Source organism: Moritella marina ATCC 15381, assembly GCF_008931805.1.
Classification (GTDB): domain Bacteria; phylum Pseudomonadota; class Gammaproteobacteria; order Enterobacterales; family Moritellaceae; genus Moritella; species Moritella marina.
In genome coordinates, this window is record NZ_CP044399.1 from 641804 (window position 1) to 658861 (window position 17058).

Here is a 17058-nt window from a genome sequence, read left to right on the forward strand (position 1 = left end):
TGTTAAGGTGATAGATAAAAGTTATAGCTAAGGCGATTTTGGTGCGATAACGACGTCGATATTTTTGGCCTCAATAGCACTACGCTGTTCATTGGTTATCCCAGCATCGGTAATTAAGGTGTGGATATTGTCCCAGGCGAGTTCTAGGTTGGGCATCTTTCGACTGATTTTTTCTGACTCAACCATAACAACGACTTCTCTTGATACTTCAGCCATAACGCGGCTTAAGCCAATTAACTCATTAAAGGTCGTGGTACCACGTTCTAAATCAACACCGTCGGCGCCGATAAATAATTGATCAAAATCGTATGAACGCAGTACTTGCTCGGCAATTTGACCTTGGAATGATTCAGAGTGCGGGTCCCAAGTACCACCAGTCATTAATAACGTAGGCTCATTTTCTAAACCATTCAGCGCTGTGGCAACTTGCAGTGAATTAGTCATGGTGATTAAGCCTTTTTTATTCGCTAACTGCTCGATTAAACTGGCCGTGGTGGTGCCACTGTCGATAATGATCCGGTTGTGATCGCGAATACGTAACGCTGCTGCAATGGCTATTTCAATTTTACACTGTGAGACTTTATCAGTTTCTACTTCAGGAAGCAGCTCTTTAGGAATAGGCACTGCGCCACCATAACGACGTAACAATAAACCGTTCTGCTCTAACGCGGTAAGATCTTTACGAATGGTCACTTCTGATGTTTCAAAACGTTGTGCGAGTTCATCAACGCTGAGTTTACCTTGTTCTTCAAGTAGTTGAATTATGGTATGACGACGTTGCTGAGTATTACGTTTTGACATAGTGTTTATTATTCATTTATAAAGATAAGGGGATAAGAATATCATAGATTAACAGTGGCTGTTATCTATGATATCTAACAAGATTAGCGTACTAGCTAGAGAAGTATAGATTGTTACGCTGGACCAAATTGAATTTAGCGAGGTGCTCTGCGGCGATATCATCACTGCTGACCCATTTTGCTATCGTAATGTCTTCATCACGACAATGGCGTAGTAGTGATTGTTTTTTTATCGGTTCAAGCTCATCGAGGTCAACAATGAGTGGCTGTCGTAGACTATCTACAACCCCCATCTGTACCTGAGCTTGATGATTGTTACCGTAATTAACAATCGTACCAACTGGAAATATGCCAATCATCTTAATAAACTGCTCGAGATAGGCTTTATTATAATGCTTATTCGCTTGCTTAAATAGCAAGCCGATAGCAAGGTGTGGTGAATAACGATGTTGCGGTAAATTAGCATTGCACATTTCGTTATAACGGGTCGTAATCGCCACTAATTGTGCATATTTTGATATTTTATCTTGTTTTAAGCCACGTGGGTAACCGCTGCCATCGAATTTTTCATTGACCTGCAATATGCTATGAATGATGCTCTCGGGGAGTGTTGTTATACCTTGTAATCTTTGTGCGGCGTAGGCTGGGTGTTGTTTCAGGTAATTCACTTCTGGTTTGGTTAATTCAGATTTTTTGTTACGAATTGAAGCGGGTACCCATAGCATACCAAACTGGCTGAGTAAGGCTGTATGGATAACCATCGCGATATCTTGACGGCTAAACGCGAGCTGTTTTGCTAAACAAGTGCTGAGCACGGCTACATTCATTGCGTTTTGATAAAGGGTATCACTTGATAGCGCTTCATTGCATAACGCAAAACTAAAGTCATGCTGTTGCTCTGCTGCAATCGCTAATTCACCTGAGAGTAATTCTAATAGCTGCATGGCCTTTTCTGGTTGTAAGCTAAGCTTGCTATAAATATCTTTAAGGCTGGCGATCTTGTCTTGATATTTTGAACGACTATGGCGGATCTGTTTCCACCACGCCTGCTGTTGTGCTAATTGTGTTAACAGTTGCTGTTTTTCTTCGGCTGCATCTGTATCTTGCTGTATTTTCACGGCTTGTGCTGCAATCAATGCTGATTGCGTTAACTCTGGTGTTTGCGATGCGATTGTCACTGCTGCAATACTTTGTGGTTGGGAAAGCTTACTGCGAGATAGATCGACAGAAATCGTTGCTAAACCAAGATGCTGTACAATTCTAAGTTGCTTTTCATCTTTAATTAGAAATGAATTAAGAATAAAAGGGTGGGATGTCCAACCAATGGGAAGATTAATATAGTGACCGACTTGCAGGTCTTTAATCATTAAGGAGACATTTTCCATTATTTACCTTCGTTATTACCTTCGTTATTTGTTTGCTGAGTGACCTACTGTCTGTTTAAATGTTATCGCCGTCTTACATCGTCGTTCAAATAGCGTATTGAAAATACAGATAAAATAATTATAGGGGATAAGTTGGGTGTTATCAAAACTTATGTAGAGAGGTGTGGGCTAGTTATCTTATTCATCAATAATATTAAAATAAAGATAAAGTGCGACTAGTAATAAACAGATGCAGTTTACTATCATATATATAATAAAAGGGTGGGGAGTATAAAGTGATTTATTCAACCTTATACTCCCCACCCTTAGTAGGTAACCGCTACCATCTCGTGCAGGATAGCGATGGCGATATTAGCGAACAGTTATTTTTTAACTGTTTCTTTTTTCGCCGCTAGTTTGTCTAATACGTAGCTTTCTTGATAATCATTACCGTAGTAAGACGCAAGTAATAGCGCTTTTAGCTCACTGATTAATGGGTAGCGTGGGTTAGCACCTGTACATTGGTCATCAAACGCTTCCATTGCTAGTTGGTCAACTTTAGCAAGGAAGTCTGCTTCGTTAACACCCGCTGCTTGGATTGATTTAGGAATATCTAAATCAGTCTTAAGTTCGTCTAACCAGTTTAGTAATGCGTTGATTTTGTCTGCTGTTTTACCTTCACGGAAACCTAAATGTTCAGCAACTTCTGCGTAACGAGCACGTGCTTTCGGACGGTCGTATTGTGAGAAGGCCGCTTGTTTAGTTGGCATATCTGTTGCGTTATAACGAATTACGTTAGTGATAAGTAATGCATTCGCTAGACCGTGTGGAATATGGAATTCAGCACCGAGTTTGTGCGCCATTGAGTGACATACACCTAAGAAAGCATTGGCAAAGGCGATCCCCGCAATCGTTGCACCATTATGTACTTTTTCACGTGCTACAGGGTCTTTAGCGCCGTTTTTGTATGAACTTGGTAAGTACTCTTTTAACAATTTAAGTGCTTGTAATGCTTGGCCATCAGCGTATTCGTTTTGTAGAATTGATACATAAGCTTCTAGTGCATGCGTTACTGCATCATAACCGCCGAATGCGGTGAGTGATTTAGGCATGTTCATGACTAAGTTTGCATCTACAACAGCCATGTTTGGTGTTAGTTCATAATCAGCGATAGGGTATTTTTGACCTGTCACTTCATCTGTTACTACTGCAAATGGTGTTACTTCAGAACCAGTACCTGATGTTGTCGTTACCGCAACTAATTTCGCTTTGATACCCATTTTAGGGAATTTGTAGATACGTTTACGAATGTCCATAAAGCGCATTGCAAGATCTTCGAAATGTGCATCTGGATGTTCGTACATTACCCACATGATCTTCGCTGCATCCATTGGTGAACCGCCACCGAAAGCAATGATAACGTCAGGTTGGAAGCTGTTCATCACATCAACACCTTTCTTCACGACAGCTAACGTAGGGTCAGCTTCAACATCGTAGAATACTTCGGTATCGATACCTTTGCTTTTTAGGATGGTTACTAACTCATCAACATAACCATTATTGAATAAGAATTTATCCGTTACGATACACGCACGTTTTTTGCCAACAAGGTCGTCCATAGCAATTGGCAATGAACCACGGCGGAAGTAAATTGATTCTGGGAGTTTATGCCACAACATATTTTCAGCTCGCTTAGCAACAGTCTTTTTGTTAATAAGGTGTTTAGGACCTACGTTTTCAGAGATAGAGTTACCACCCCATGAACCACAACCTAGCGTTAGTGATGGTGCTAGACCGAAGTTATATAAATCACCGATACCACCTTGTGAACTTGGTTGGTTAATCAAGATACGGGCAGTTTTCATTTTATCGCCGAAATCTTTGATACGATCTTCGTTTGCATCTTGGTCTGTATAAAGTCCCGATGTATGGCCGATACCACCAAGCTCAACCATAGTGATTGCTTGTTCTACTGCGTGGTTGTAATCACGCGCACGGAACATGCCTAAGGTTGGAGATAGTTTTTCGTGAGCAAATGCATCATCAACGTGTACTTCAGGGCCTTCACCGATAAGTACTTTTGTGAAAGGAGGTACTGTAACACCCGCCATTTCAGCAATCTTAATTGCAGATTGACCCACAATCGCTGGGTTCATGTTGCCGTTGATTAAGACGATTTCACGTACTTTATCTGCTTCTTTCTTCGATAAGATGTAACCACCGTGCGTAATGAAGCGCGCTTTTACTGCGTCATACACTTCGTCAACGACAATAACGGCTTGCTCTGACGCACATACAACACCGTTATCGAATGTTTTTGACATCAAAATTGAAGAGACAGCGCGTTTAACGTCAGCCGTTTCGTCAATCACGATAGGGGTGTTACCCGCACCAACACCAATAGCTGGTTTACCTGAAGAATAAGCTGCTTTAACCATGCCTGGACCGCCAGTAGCAAGGATAAGGTTGATGTCTGCGTGATGCATTAATGCATTAGATAGCTCAACTGATGGTTCATCAATCCAACCAATGATATTTGCTGGTGCGCCTGCAGAAATCGCAGCGTCTAGTACAATTTTTGCTGCTGTATTCGTTGCATTTTTTGCACGAGGGTGTGGCGAAAAGATAATACCATTACGTGTTTTAAGCGAGATAAGCGCTTTAAAAATAGCCGTTGAAGTTGGATTGGTTGTTGGTACGATACCGCAGATAATACCTGTTGGTTCCGCAATCGTAATAGTACCAAACTCGTTGTCTTCTTCGATGATTCCGCAGGTTAATGTGTCTTTATATTTGTTGTAAATGTATTCTGATGCAAAGTGGTTTTTAGTTACTTTGTCTTCAAGTACACCCATACCTGATTCATCGACAGCCATTTTAGCGAGAGTGATACGAGATGTAGATGCAGCAAGTGCTGCAGCGCGGAAAATTTTATCAACTTGTGCTTGGTTGAATGTAGCAAACTCTTGCTGCGCGGCTTTTACTTTCGCAACCATTGCATTGAGTGTTTCTATGTTTTTAACAGTCATATTATTTCCCTTAAAACTAATTTGAAATCTTAAAAAGTATTTACAAAGTGTTACCTCTTAGTGAATACCTTTGATTTGAAGTATAGGTAATATTGGCGATTAAAAGTTGATCAAGATCAATTGTTGTAAAATAACGTATTATATTTTCATAACAGTGTTAACTGGGTCATAAATATTAGTTATTTATGTATTGTGTAATTTTATTTCAATTGGTGTGTTGAGGCGTTTAATGAGGACGTTGTGATTAATCGTAGAAAATGTGCGTCTATTTGACAAAGTTATTGTTAATTGAAGACGTGTTGCGGTAGCATTGCCTGAACTGTTTTATTATAGGATTTAATACTATGCCAAAATTATCTAAGGTTATGGCGACAGCGCTTAACCAACAAATGACAAAAGAATTTACAGCATCTCACCTTTACCGCAGTATGGCGTCTTTTTGCTATGCATCTGATTTTATTGGCGCAGGTGATTTCTTTTATAAACATGCGGCTGAAGAGCAAGTACACGCTCAGTTATTATTCCGTTATATGATCGACCGCGGCATTCAGCCATTAATGGAAGCAATTCCGGGTGCAGAGTCTGAATTTACTGACTTGCTTGATGTATTTGACAAAGCGTTAGAACATGAAGTGATGATCACTGAATCTATCTCTGAGATCCTTGGTTTAGCGCACGAACTAAGAGATTTCCAATCTGTGGCTCACCTAAATACATTAATGGAAGAGCAAACAGAAGAAGAAGCCTTGTTTAATGGTATCGTTAGCCAAATCCGCCGTGTAGGTGTTGATAATGGTTACGGTCTATTTATCATGGATCAAGAATTAAAAGCAATGAGCAAAGCACCAGCGCCGACGCCAATTACTATTTAGTTTCCTTTAAATTAGTCATCATTTTATGGTTAAACACGTTTAGGGTGGGTAGTACTACGCACTGTTAACGTATTTATATTTGTTTAAAGTGGCGGCTTCTTTGATATAAAACCGCTTATGCTTAGGTATTAGCGGTTTTTTGTTTTTTTAACCTACACTTTAGTGGTATGGTTGCTCATGTAGAACGTAAACTTAAATGAATAGGTAGAATAATTATGTCGAATAATAACAATACTGATATTAAAGATTGCTGTGGTGCATTTGCCGAAATCGGCAGTATTATCCAACCTGATGATACCGAGCTATCTTTCCCTATTTCCTTTGATTCACAACTTGCTGCAGATGAAAAACGCAGTGAACTTGAAGCATATGTGAATGAGCAATTTGATGAAGAAGTCACGATTGATTTTACTGCACAGGGTGAAAATGCTTACCTAGTGACGTTACAATTTACTTGTACTGCTGAAAAAATGATTTTTGAAATGAACTTACGCCATTTAATGGCTTAGTTTGTGGCTGAAATACGCTATTCAATATAGTTTGTCTCGCCTCTAAATACATCGACAATATATTGAATAAAAAAGGCATATAGCGCTCACTATATGCCTTTTTTTATGCTTTATTTTATTCGAAAAACCGTCTTTCAGACTCTTAACCGAAATGTTGCTTACAATAAGCAAGGCGTTGGTCTAAATCCATGCTATCGGTATTCGCGGCTTCAATCTGTTGTAATCGAGGTAGTAATCCCATGCCATTGGCGATCTGAATAGCCAGCCCTGGACGGGCGTTCAATTCTAACAACATAGGTCCATGATCACGGTCTAATACCACGTCTGCACCGAGATAGCCTAAGCCTGATATATCATAACACTGGGCCGCTAAGCGAATAACTTCTTCCCAGTGTGGTACTTTGAGCAGCGCTAATTCTTTTTGGGTGTCAGGGTGATGACTTACCATTTCATCATACTGAACCGCGTTTAACGCTTCACCTGTAGTGATGTTGATACCAACACCTACAGCACCTTGGTGTAAGTTGGCTTTACCATCAGACATCGAGGTTGATAAGCGCATCATCGCCATCATTGGTATGCCTTTAAATACAATAACACGTACGTCTGGCACACCTTCAAAGCTATAACCCTCGAAGCTATCATCAAAGACGATCAGTGCCTCGACAACTGCGACATCGATACCACCACCGAGTGAGAATAAACCCGCTAAGATATTCGAGCAATGACGTTCAATATCATCGATTGAACATTCACTGCCACTGGGTTTGTAATAACGACCCCCTTCGACTTTGGTGATGACTAAAATGCCTTTACCACCAGAGCCTTTGGCAGGCTTGATCACAAAGCCGTTCAGCCCTGCAATCATTTTATCAACCGACTTAACCGAATGCTGGTTATCAACAACGCCGATCAATTCTGGCGTGCTGACATTAGCATCTTCAGCTATCTGCTTAGTTTTTAGTTTGTTATCCACTAATGGAAACAGTTTTCTTGGATTGTAGCGTGATATATACATATTATTACGCTGATTCATTCCTAAGATACCCTGTTGCTTTAGTTTCCGTGGTTGAGCAAACTCTTTAAAAAATGAAAATGTCATCATTAGTCACCTTGCATGTCTTTAAAGCGGCGTAGTTCAAGCAAACGGTAACCGGTATAAGTACCTAGCATTAAGATAATAGACATAATGATAAGTTGTAAACCAAGGAAGTTGAATGCCCAGTAACGGAGTATTTCATTGCTGATTGTCAGGTAGACAAGTACGGCAACAAATAAGCTACCACCACCTTGAGCGAATACTTCTTTCGGGCCCTCTTCTTCCCATAAGATTGACATACGTTCGATCGTCCAAGATAGGATGATCATTGGGAAGAAGGTTATTTTCAGACCTTCAGTTAAGCCAATTTTGTATGACAACACCGAGAACAAGCAAATAATGGCTATCACGGTAATGATGACCACGGATATTCGCGAGACAAGCAGTAAGTTTAATCGTGATAGGTAAGAACGAATCACTAAGCCGATACCGACGATCAAGGTAAAGCCGATTAAGCCTGTTGCCAGACTCGTTTGTACAAATGCCATCGCGATTAATACTGGCATGAAAGTACCTGAAGTACGTAAGCCGATAAGAATACGCATCATCACCACAATCATGACACCTAATGGAATAAGCAAAATACCTTTAAACAGTGCTTGTTCTTCAAGTGGTAGGCTGTAGATACTGAAATTGAAGAGGTCTGTATCGTTGGCTTTTTCTTTCAGTACCTGCATAACAGGTTGCGTTTGTTGGATGATCGAGAAACTCACGCGCGAGTTTGAACCACCAATCAGGTCTAATGTCGGTTCGCCGTTTTGTTCCCAAAGCAGGAGGTTTTTTGCATCTGCACTTTTACCTAATTTCACATCAATTAAGCGGGTATCATCTTCGCTAAATACTAAGACGAATGGTTGTAGCTGTTGCTGACGTCGGCCGTCTTCAAGGTATAAACCTTTAACGAGTAGTGCTGGGATATTCGCTTCATTTAATAAGGCCACAAATAAATCTGATTTATTGTTTTGCTGTAGCATTAATTCGGCATTTTGGCCTAAATCATCAGCAGAAAGTAATTTCAATAGTTCGCGGCTATATGAAAATGCATCTGCACTTTTTGCCATCGCGCTGCTAACAATTTGTTCTGCGGCTATATCATAAGGCGGTAACCACGTGGTTTTATGAATACTGACATCTTGTTCATTAATGACATCTAATGGAATGTCATTCGTCAGTACATTTACTTTGTAGTATAGATCTTGCTTGCCTTCGGCGTTGCGAATTGTCCATTGTGCGCGGTCATCAACAAACGATAAGCCATAACCAGGCGATGCCGCTGTTTGATTTAACACCGTGAAATTGCTTTGTGTTGAAGGTGTCGCAAAAGAAGCATTAACCGCATCGCCTTGTGCGGTAAATTCAACCTTTGCTTCAATCATCCACGTTGAGTAGGTTTCACCTGGTAACCAAGGGATCTCACCACTGTAATGGCGTTGTGCAATACTGCCAACACCAAGTAGAAAAAGTATCGCAACGAAAATGCGAAATGGGATCTTAGAAGGCATGATTAGTTAGTCCCTTTTTTAGCTGGAGTAGGTTGTTTTTTTATAGACGCGGGTTTATTTTTCGGTTGAGTATACTCTTGTGCAACATCAACAACTGCAATGTCTTTTAAGAAGGTACGGCCTAATAGAATTGGGAATGTCATGCGGCTACGATCTGCTAGCGTAAATTCAGTTTCTGTTTTTATACTACCAAGCTCAACGGGAATGCTAACAACATAGCGTTCCAATGCTTTCGTAGCGTTGGTTTGACGAATTTTAACGGTGCGGACAACAGGCGCTTCAATAGGAAACACTTCATTATCGTCTTTGTGGGATAAATTGAATTTAACCCAGTCACGGCCATCACGTTCAAATTTAACGATTTCGGTCGCATTTAATGAAGAGGTTGTTGCGCCAGTATCGACACGTGATTTGAAGTTAGTCTGCAGTTGAGCAAACCAAATCCATTCTTCTTGCCCTAGAATCACTTTACCTGCAAGGTCATTTTTTACTTTTGGTTTTGTTGGTATGACGACTGCGGCTGTTTTACTTGCTGGTTTTTGAGTTTCCAATCCATCAAGTTGTTCAGTGAGTTTGCCAATGACTTTGTCTTGTTCTTTAAACTTGTCTGGTTGTGCTTGTAAGGTGGTTAATATTTGCTGTTGTTGCTGCAAAATGGTTTCTATTTGTGCTTGTTGTTTACTGACGATCTCGGTATTCGCTTTATTTTGTGTCATGGCACAGCCATTTAAAAATACAAGGCTAAGAGCACTAGCAATGGCGATTTTTGAGGTTTTTAGTGTGCGAATTGTAGTTGTATTTTTCATTCGATATTTGGCCCCGTAGACTGCTGAAAAAAGAGGGTTAGTTCACTAAAGTGGGATAATAGTTCCGTTATTCTTATATAAAGTCATATGTTTTTAACATAATAATAAATTTATATTTAAAAAACACGCTTATTTCCCTTAAGCGTAGTGACTATCCATCTCAACAAAATGGTATTTAGTCGATTATAGTTGTTTTTACGCGTAGGTGTTCATAATAACGATAGTATTGGATACCATAAATGTGAAACATGTCTAATACAACATTTATATATCAATTATTTATACGATAATTGTTTAAAGTTTGGCGTTTACCTGAGGATGATTGTTACAAGGATGATTGTTACAGGTGAGATTGTTACAGGTAATTGTAGAATGCGAGATAATGGATTAGGTCACATTCTACAATTACGATGGAGTATTACTGAGTGATGGAGTCGCTGGATGTGTAAGTGCGAGCAACATCAACCATGACAATATCTTTTAAAAACGTACGGCCAAGTAATACCGGGAATGACATGTGACGACGGTCGGCCAATGTAAACTCTGTCAGGGTTTTTATCTCGCCAAGTTGAACTGGTAATTCAATAATTGGGCGGCGCGTTGGTTCGGTGCTATTTGCTTGACGAATTAAAATCGTGCGCGCTATTTTAGCCTCGATGACTTGGCTTTCATTGAGATTTTTATTGAAGTTAAATCGTACCCATTTCTTGCCATCACGTTCAAATTCAACAATGTCTGTTGCGTTTAATGATGATGTTGTCGCTCCAGTATCGATACGCGCTTTATATTTTTCTGTTAAATCATCAAGTAATACAAGCTCTTCAGAACCGATAACTTTTTTATTAAGCGGGGTTGTTGCCTCTGACGACTGCGCCAGAACAATTGCCTGTTTACTTTCATCTAATTTATTTTGTGTTTCATAGATCGCGATATTTTTACTATTTGTCTCAATCTGCTGGCGCAATTGCAGGTAATCTTCAAGTTTGCTATTAAGCTCTGTGATATTTTGATTTTGTTGTTCGAAGAATGCTGGTTGCTGACTTAATGTCGCTAAAATCGTATTTTGCTGCTCAACTAATAAGGCTATTTGCTCGCTCTGCTGTTCTATTTGCAAAGTTAACTGCGCAGATACTTCCCCTTGATTGAGAAATTGATCGACATTGGCGCAACCTGAAAGCAGGGCGCTAAGTATGACAGCTTTAATTAATTGATGAGGTTTTTTGAAAGTATCCATTTCTAACGTTAACTCTAAATTAATCTATGGGTAATACGCATTGTTTAATGCGCATTATTGTCAGTTGAGGCGCGTTTTAAACGCCCCATTATTTTATTCGTCTAACGGTTCAGCATAAGGTTTTGTCGCAATTAACACCGCGCGCTTTGGTGCTGGGTAGCCTTCCACTGTTTTACTGTGATCGTTTGGATCCAGGAAATCAACTAAAGATTCATTACGCATCCATTCTGTTGCGCGTTGCTCTTCAATACTGGTATCTGATACGTCAACGATACGTACATTTTCAAAACCAAGTTTTTCAACCCAGAGTTTTAATGCCGCACAACTTGGTAAGAACCAGACATTACGCATTTGCGCATAACGATCGCCTGGTACTAATACCGCTTGGTCATCACCATCAATCACTAATGTTTCTAATACTAACTCACCACCATCACGTAACTGGTTTTTAAGTTGTTCGATATGGTCAATTGGTGATTTGCGATGATACAGTACGCCCATCGAGAAAACTGTGTCGAATGCACGTAATTTAGGTAGTTCTTGAATACCAAGTGGCAGTAAGTGCACGCGTTGGTCGTTATTGGCAAAATGACGGATCGCTTCAAACTGTACTAAGAATAATTGGCTTGGGTCGATACCAACCACAAATTCAGCATCATCACCGAGCATACGCCACATGTGATAACCGCTACCACAGCCTACATCAAGCACGTAACGGTATTTTAATGGGGAAATAAATTCACGTAAGCGTTCCCATTTCCAATCACTGCGCCATTCTGTATCAATGTGAATGCCATGGATGTTGAACGGGCCTTTACGCCATGGGTGGAATTTTTGTAATAGGCTTTCCGTTTTACGCAGATCGCTTTCGCTTAGTTCGCCTGGCGCGCCAACTTCAAACTTGTCAGTAATGTTGATGTGCTTGGTTTCTATTTTAGGTAACTTCTTTAGTACCTTTTCCCAGCGTGGTAAAAAACCATGTTTGTGTTCGCGTTCCCACTCATGCATTTGTGCTGGTAGGGTATATAACCAATGGTGTAATTTGTTTTTTGCAATTATTTGATAAAAATTTGAAAAGTCGATCATGGGTAACCTATTATTTTTAATTTCAAGCTGTATTTTGTTATGTCGCAAATGAATGACGTGATTATTTGGCTGTCATTCGCAGGCTAGCTATTTTATCGCAACCATAGAACCAAAATTAAAACACTGGAACCAAGAATTTGCGCTACTAAAGCCAATTTCTTTAAGCCGTTTTAACTGTGTTTCAATGCTGTCTGGACGCATAATATCTTCAATCGCGCTGCGTTTTTGACTGATTTCTAATTCGCTATAACCATTCGCACGTTTAAAGTCTTCGTGTAAATTGATAAGTAAATCATTAACTTTGTCATCACTAAAACAGAATTTCTCTGACAGAATAAGCAGGCCACCAGGTACTAAACCATCATAAATTTTAGTTAATAGGGCTAGACGTTCTGCTGATGGAATAAATTGCAGGGTAAAATTCAATACCACGATTGATGCGTTAGTAATATCTATAGTGCAAATATCGTCACATAGTACTTGTACTGGCGTATCACTTTTATAAGCAGATAAATGGCGTTCACAGCGCTCTAGCATGGCTTGCGAGTTATCTATCGCGATGATATTGCAGTTGCTTGCTTGCACGTTACGGCGCATGGCAATGGTGGCAGCGCCCAGTGAGCAACCTAAATCATAAAGTTGGGTATTATCTTGCGCATAACGCGCGGTCATCATGCCAATCGCAGAAATGATATTAGAGTAACCAGGTACTGAACGTTTAATCATATCTGGGAAGACTTCTGCAACACGTTCGTCAAAGGTGAAATCACCAATTTGATCTAATGGGGCTGAGAAAATCTGATCGCGTTGTTGCATTGTTATAACCTGCAATAATAATTAGCAAAATAAGGCGGCATATTTTAGTTAAAATGCCTGGCTTTGTCTCTAGCTAAACCACATATAGACGGATTAATTTGCTTGTTTCCCCCTCGTGTTGGTTTTTTCAGCGCTAATAATGTTTTTTTTGTTAATAAAATAACGGTTATTTAACCAGCAAGGCGCAATTGGAAGTGGGGATCCGTTGCGTTTTTTAGCCTAGTTTGTCGATAACTTGAAGCTGTTTTGGGATAACTTGCAGTTGTTTGGGTATTACTATTGGTTGCGCTGCTAATTTCTATTACAATAACGGTAATTTTTTGAGGGCTGCCAAAGTGGCTACCCGATCCATCGATTTAGTAGGATTATACAGATGCGCACAGTATATTGCGGACAAGTAAATGAAGCACATATCGGCCAACAGGTTGAATTGTGTGGTTGGGTTAATCGTCGTCGTGACTTAGGCGGTGTTATTTTTATCGATTTACGTGACCGTGAAGGCATTGTGCAAGTTGTTTATGATCCAGATGTAGAAGCTGTATTTGAACGTGCTAGCCAATTACGTAACGAATTCTGTGTGAAAATCACGGGTAAAGTACGTGCTCGTGACGAACGTCAAGTAAATAAAGATATGGCTACTGGCGGTATCGAAGTATTAGGCCTAGAACTTGAAGTTATCAATAAAGCTGACGTTCTACCGCTTGATTTCAACCAAACAAATACGGAAGAGCAACGTCTTAAGCACCGTTTCCTAGATTTACGTCGTCCAGAAATGAGCAACCGTCTTAAGACTCGTGCTAAAGCAAGTAACTTTGTACGTCGTTTCATGGATGATCACGGTTTCCTTGATATCGAAACGCCAGTACTAACAAAAGCAACACCAGAAGGTGCGCGTGATTACCTAGTACCAAGCCGTACACACAAAGGTGAATTCTTTGCGCTACCACAATCACCACAGTTATTTAAGCAGTTGTTGATGATGTCTGGTTTTGATCGTTACTACCAAATCGTTAAATGTTTCCGTGATGAAGATTTACGTGCTGACCGTCAGCCTGAATTCACACAGATCGATATTGAAACTTCATTCATGACTGCACCACAAGTGCGTGAAGTGACTGAGCGTTTAATCACAAGCATGTGGAAAGAGATCTTAGACGTTGAACTACCAGCGTTCCCAAGCATGACTTATGCTGATGCAATGCGTCGTTTTGGTTCTGATAAACCTGATCTACGTAACCCATTAGAACTTGTTGATGTTGCAGACATCCTTAAAGATGTTGAATTTAAAGTATTCGCAGAACCTGCTAACAACCCGAAAGGCCGTGTTGCAGTACTATGTGTTACTGGCGGTGCTAAACTGTCTCGTAAGCAAATTGATGAATACACTAAATTTGTTGGCATCTATGGCGCGAAAGGTATGGCATGGATGAAAGTGAAAGACGTTGCAGCTGGTGCTGAAGGTGTGCAATCTCCAGTAGCTAAGTTCTTAACGCCTGACGTTATCACTGCATTACTTGAGCGTACTAACGCACAAGATGGCGATATCATCTTCTTCGGCGCAGATACAAACAAAGTTGTAACTGAAGCACTTGGTGCATTACGTCTTAAAGTGGGTACTGATTTAGAATTGACTTCGAACGAGTGGAAACCACTTTGGGTTGTAGACTTCCCAATGTTTGAAGAAGATGAAGAAGGTAACCTACACGCGGTTCACCACCCATTCACAGCACCAATGGATGTTACTGCAGAAGAGCTACTAGCTAACCCTGCTAACGCAATCTCTGACGCTTACGACATGGTTATCAATGGCTATGAAGTTGGTGGCGGTTCTGTGCGTATTCACAAAGGTGAGATGCAAAAAGCAGTATTCGAAATCTTAGGTATCGAAGCGCAAGAGCAACAAGACAAGTTTGGTTTCTTACTTGAAGCACTTAAATACGGTACGCCGCCACATGCTGGCTTAGCATTTGGTCTAGATCGTCTAGCGATGTTGCTAACAGGTACTGATAACATCCGTGACGTTATCGCATTCCCTAAAACAACAACAGCTGCGTGTTTATTAACATCAGCACCAAGCGAAGCAAACCCTGCTTCTCTTGAAGAGCTAAGTATTGCTGTTGTGAAGAAAGAGAAAGAAAAAGCGACTGACGCTGAGTAATTTTATTCACTGCTATTTAAGTAATCGCGGCGATTACTATTATTGATAAATAGCAGATAAAGCGCAGACATTAAAAAACGGATATAGCCATTGGTTATATCCGTTTTTTGTATCTGGTGAAGAGCTTGGTAGTTATGCAACGACAAAGTCCCTTGGTGTTCACTGATATTAGCAATGGCTGTGAACACGTATTTGGACACTCGCAATGATAGGTTATGTCGTTAGGAGCTGAATTGATTAAAACTTGTAACCGAAAGTTAATGAGTTCTGTCTCAAATAACCTTGTGGCAACTCGCCCACATCATCATGACTTAGGTCGATATAAAAGTGATCACCTATATTGGCACGTATTCCACCTCCAAAATAAGAGCCTGAAAGGTCAGACTTTACGTCCCACCAACCTATGTATGACTGACTGTAATCTACATAGCCGTAATCTAGATAAGGCTTGATAGTGAGCGTATCTGTTATCTTTATTGCATAGCCGATATCAGAGCCTATCTTGAACGTCGTCGTAGATTGACTTCCCCACATTGAACCGTTACCGCGCTTAGCACTACCTTCCAGTGATAGACTAAACCCTATGAATCGGTTTAGGTCATAACCACCCTCTGCCTTAATACCAAGGCCAAGACCACCTGTGTTTGTGTCAGTTTCAGCAAGACCACCTCCAGCACGAAACCCGCTATATTCAGAGGCCATGACTGAAGATGAAAGAAGAGATAGAGCGATTATTTTGTTAATCATATTGGTTCCAGATAGTGATGATATCATTTAATTCTCTAACGATGTCGGAGGACTTCACTATAAAGGTTAAAGGCTGTACAGTTAAAATCACCTATGAATGATTGAGTCCTCACATGAATATTAGTTATGAACAAATAAGAGCCTTTGTATGTGTTGCTGAACAAGGATCTTTTAGCGCTGCAGCAAAAAAATTAAATCGTCACCGCACCACGTTAGGACAAGTAATTAATAACTTGGAGATTGAAACTAATTTAGTGTTATTTGATCGAACGGGTAAGTTCCCAGAGCTGACCGAGTCAGGTAAGTCGTTATATCTGCATGCTAAAAATTTAGCCGAATACACCCACTCTTTTGAGCAAATTTGTCAAAGTATGGAATTAGGTATTGAAACGGATATCACCATTTACCACAGTGATTTAGTACCTGTTGAGCTGATTTCTGCTGTGATGAAAGCATTAAGAAAAGAGTTTAAAGAGGTTAATGTGCATTGGTTGCACAAAAATAATCAAGAAGTGAAAGAGGCATTAGAAAGTGGTGAGGCAGATTTAGGCATTGTCTTTATTCATGATAGTAAATCCATTTCGCCAAATGAGTATGTCTATTTAGTGAGCATGCCTTTTTGCTTATGTGCTGCACCAAGCAGTTCGCTTTTTGATTCACTCACGATCACGATTGACGATCTCAAAAAGCACCGCCAGTTATTATTAGAAGATTATTTAAATGCGGGTATAGAGAAAATAGTTACCGTGTCTAATCATGTTCAGCGTATTGAAAATATGAGTGTATTTATTGCGTTGTTAACCTCTGGCGAGGGCTGGGCGATAGTTCCTAAACATGCGGTAAATGAGTTGATTGAAGCTAATAAATTGACTGGGTTTCATGTCAAAGAGGTGAATACTACGGTGCGTTTTCCGCTCGCGATTTGGACAACCCATCAATCAAAAAAAGGGCCTGTACGTAGCCGTATTATCGAATTACTGTCACTTCTGTCGCAGAAGTATAGTCTTTGACATGAGCACTTGATCCATCAAACGTG

Annotated in this window: 14 protein-coding genes; 4 read left to right on the forward strand and 10 right to left on the reverse strand. The window is 40.2% G+C overall.

Annotated features, from left to right (window positions below; genetic code table 11):
• Positions 1 to 27: 27 nt before the first annotated feature.
• From FR932_RS02855 to adhE, 3 genes are all read right to left on the reverse strand, one after another.
• The gene (locus FR932_RS02855) at positions 28 to 801 is read right to left on the reverse strand and encodes a DeoR/GlpR family DNA-binding transcription regulator (protein WP_019443042.1); all 774 of its coding nucleotides are present in this window, start codon (positions 799 to 801) and stop codon (positions 28 to 30) included.
• Between the two features lie 91 nt (positions 802 to 892).
• A complete protein-coding gene (locus FR932_RS02860; RefSeq protein WP_019443043.1) occupies positions 893 to 2185 on the reverse strand; it encodes a cyclic di-GMP phosphodiesterase in 1293 nt (430 codons plus the stop codon).
• A 362-nt stretch (positions 2186 to 2547) separates the two neighbouring features.
• Positions 2548 to 5193: a bifunctional acetaldehyde-CoA/alcohol dehydrogenase gene (adhE, locus tag FR932_RS02865; RefSeq protein WP_019443044.1), complete on the reverse strand. Its 2646-nt coding sequence runs from the start codon at positions 5191 to 5193 to the stop codon at positions 2548 to 2550.
• 344 nt (positions 5194 to 5537) lie between these two features.
• Between adhE and FR932_RS02870 the strand changes: the two genes are divergently transcribed.
• Positions 5538 to 6065, forward strand: a complete 528-nt coding sequence (locus FR932_RS02870; protein ID WP_019443045.1) for a ferritin — start codon at positions 5538 to 5540, stop codon at positions 6063 to 6065.
• 215 nt (positions 6066 to 6280) lie between these two features.
• Positions 6281 to 6574 carry a DUF406 family protein gene (locus tag FR932_RS02875; RefSeq protein ID WP_019443046.1) on the forward strand — a complete coding sequence of 98 codons (294 nt, stop codon included), beginning with the start codon at positions 6281 to 6283 and terminating at the stop codon, positions 6572 to 6574.
• A gap of 142 nt (positions 6575 to 6716) precedes the next feature.
• Here the strand turns inward: FR932_RS02875 and FR932_RS02880 are convergent, their stop codons facing one another.
• The 6 genes from FR932_RS02880 to cmoA form a co-directional block, all read right to left on the reverse strand.
• Complete coding sequence (locus tag FR932_RS02880) at positions 6717 to 7679, reverse strand: alpha-L-glutamate ligase-like protein (protein ID WP_019443047.1); 963 nt, start codon at positions 7677 to 7679, stop codon at positions 6717 to 6719.
• Positions 7679 to 9175, reverse strand: a complete 1497-nt coding sequence (locus FR932_RS02885) for an inactive transglutaminase family protein (protein WP_019443048.1) — start codon at positions 9173 to 9175, stop codon at positions 7679 to 7681. Before FR932_RS02885 ends, FR932_RS02880 begins: the two co-directional genes overlap by 1 nt.
• Before the next feature lie 2 nt (positions 9176 to 9177).
• The gene (locus FR932_RS02890; protein WP_019443049.1) at positions 9178 to 9981 is read right to left on the reverse strand and encodes an ATP-dependent zinc protease family protein; all 804 of its coding nucleotides are present in this window, start codon (positions 9979 to 9981) and stop codon (positions 9178 to 9180) included.
• Positions 9982 to 10399: 418 nt separating this feature from the next.
• Positions 10400 to 11215: an ATP-dependent zinc protease family protein gene (locus tag FR932_RS02895; RefSeq protein ID WP_019443050.1), complete on the reverse strand. Its 816-nt coding sequence runs from the start codon at positions 11213 to 11215 to the stop codon at positions 10400 to 10402.
• Positions 11216 to 11308: 93 nt separating this feature from the next.
• Positions 11309 to 12301 (reverse strand): tRNA 5-methoxyuridine(34)/uridine 5-oxyacetic acid(34) synthase CmoB, encoded by a 993-nt coding sequence (gene cmoB / locus FR932_RS02900; protein ID WP_019443051.1) that lies wholly within the window; start codon positions 12299 to 12301, stop codon positions 11309 to 11311.
• Between the two features lie 87 nt (positions 12302 to 12388).
• Entirely contained in the window at positions 12389 to 13117 is a 729-nt protein-coding gene (gene cmoA, locus FR932_RS02905; protein ID WP_019443052.1) for a carboxy-S-adenosyl-L-methionine synthase CmoA, read from the reverse strand.
• Positions 13118 to 13490: 373 nt separating this feature from the next.
• Here cmoA and aspS point away from each other — a divergent pair, with 373 nt between their 5' ends.
• Positions 13491 to 15275, forward strand: a complete 1785-nt coding sequence (gene aspS, locus FR932_RS02910; RefSeq protein WP_019443053.1) for an aspartate--tRNA ligase — start codon at positions 13491 to 13493, stop codon at positions 15273 to 15275.
• Between the two features lie 237 nt (positions 15276 to 15512).
• Here aspS and FR932_RS02915 read toward each other — a convergent pair whose 3' ends face one another.
• Positions 15513 to 16022, reverse strand: coding sequence for an outer membrane beta-barrel protein (locus FR932_RS02915; RefSeq protein ID WP_019443054.1), 510 nt, complete (start codon positions 16020 to 16022; stop codon positions 15513 to 15515).
• A gap of 113 nt (positions 16023 to 16135) precedes the next feature.
• On the opposite strand from FR932_RS02915, the gene FR932_RS02920 reads away from it, so the two are divergent.
• On the forward strand, positions 16136 to 17032 hold the full coding sequence (locus tag FR932_RS02920; RefSeq protein WP_019443055.1) for a LysR family transcriptional regulator: 897 nt from the start codon (positions 16136 to 16138) through the stop codon (positions 17030 to 17032).
• The last annotated feature ends 26 nt before the right edge of the window (positions 17033 to 17058 follow it).

What these genes read in the sequence shown, in the direction of transcription:
- FR932_RS02855 (WP_019443042.1), bottom strand. Translation starts at nt 801, where the DNA reads ATGTCAAAACGTAATACTCAGCAACGTCGTCATACCATAATTCAACTA.
- FR932_RS02860 (WP_019443043.1), bottom strand. Translation starts at nt 2,185, where the DNA reads ATGGAAAATGTCTCCTTAATGATTAAAGACCTGCAAGTCGGTCACTAT.
- adhE (WP_019443044.1), bottom strand. Translation starts at nt 5,193, where the DNA reads ATGACTGTTAAAAACATAGAAACACTCAATGCAATGGTTGCGAAAGTA.
- FR932_RS02870 (WP_019443045.1), top strand. Translation starts at nt 5,538, where the DNA reads ATGCCAAAATTATCTAAGGTTATGGCGACAGCGCTTAACCAACAAATG.
- FR932_RS02875 (WP_019443046.1), top strand. Translation starts at nt 6,281, where the DNA reads ATGTCGAATAATAACAATACTGATATTAAAGATTGCTGTGGTGCATTT.
- FR932_RS02880 (WP_019443047.1), bottom strand. Translation starts at nt 7,679, where the DNA reads ATGATGACATTTTCATTTTTTAAAGAGTTTGCTCAACCACGGAAACTA.
- FR932_RS02885 (WP_019443048.1), bottom strand. Translation starts at nt 9,175, where the DNA reads ATGCCTTCTAAGATCCCATTTCGCATTTTCGTTGCGATACTTTTTCTA.
- FR932_RS02890 (WP_019443049.1), bottom strand. Translation starts at nt 9,981, where the DNA reads ATGAAAAATACAACTACAATTCGCACACTAAAAACCTCAAAAATCGCC.
- FR932_RS02895 (WP_019443050.1), bottom strand. Translation starts at nt 11,215, where the DNA reads ATGGATACTTTCAAAAAACCTCATCAATTAATTAAAGCTGTCATACTT.
- cmoB (WP_019443051.1), bottom strand. Translation starts at nt 12,301, where the DNA reads ATGATCGACTTTTCAAATTTTTATCAAATAATTGCAAAAAACAAATTA.
- cmoA (WP_019443052.1), bottom strand. Translation starts at nt 13,117, where the DNA reads ATGCAACAACGCGATCAGATTTTCTCAGCCCCATTAGATCAAATTGGT.
- aspS (WP_019443053.1), top strand. Translation starts at nt 13,491, where the DNA reads ATGCGCACAGTATATTGCGGACAAGTAAATGAAGCACATATCGGCCAA.
- FR932_RS02915 (WP_019443054.1), bottom strand. Translation starts at nt 16,022, where the DNA reads ATGATTAACAAAATAATCGCTCTATCTCTTCTTTCATCTTCAGTCATG.
- FR932_RS02920 (WP_019443055.1), top strand. Translation starts at nt 16,136, where the DNA reads ATGAATATTAGTTATGAACAAATAAGAGCCTTTGTATGTGTTGCTGAA.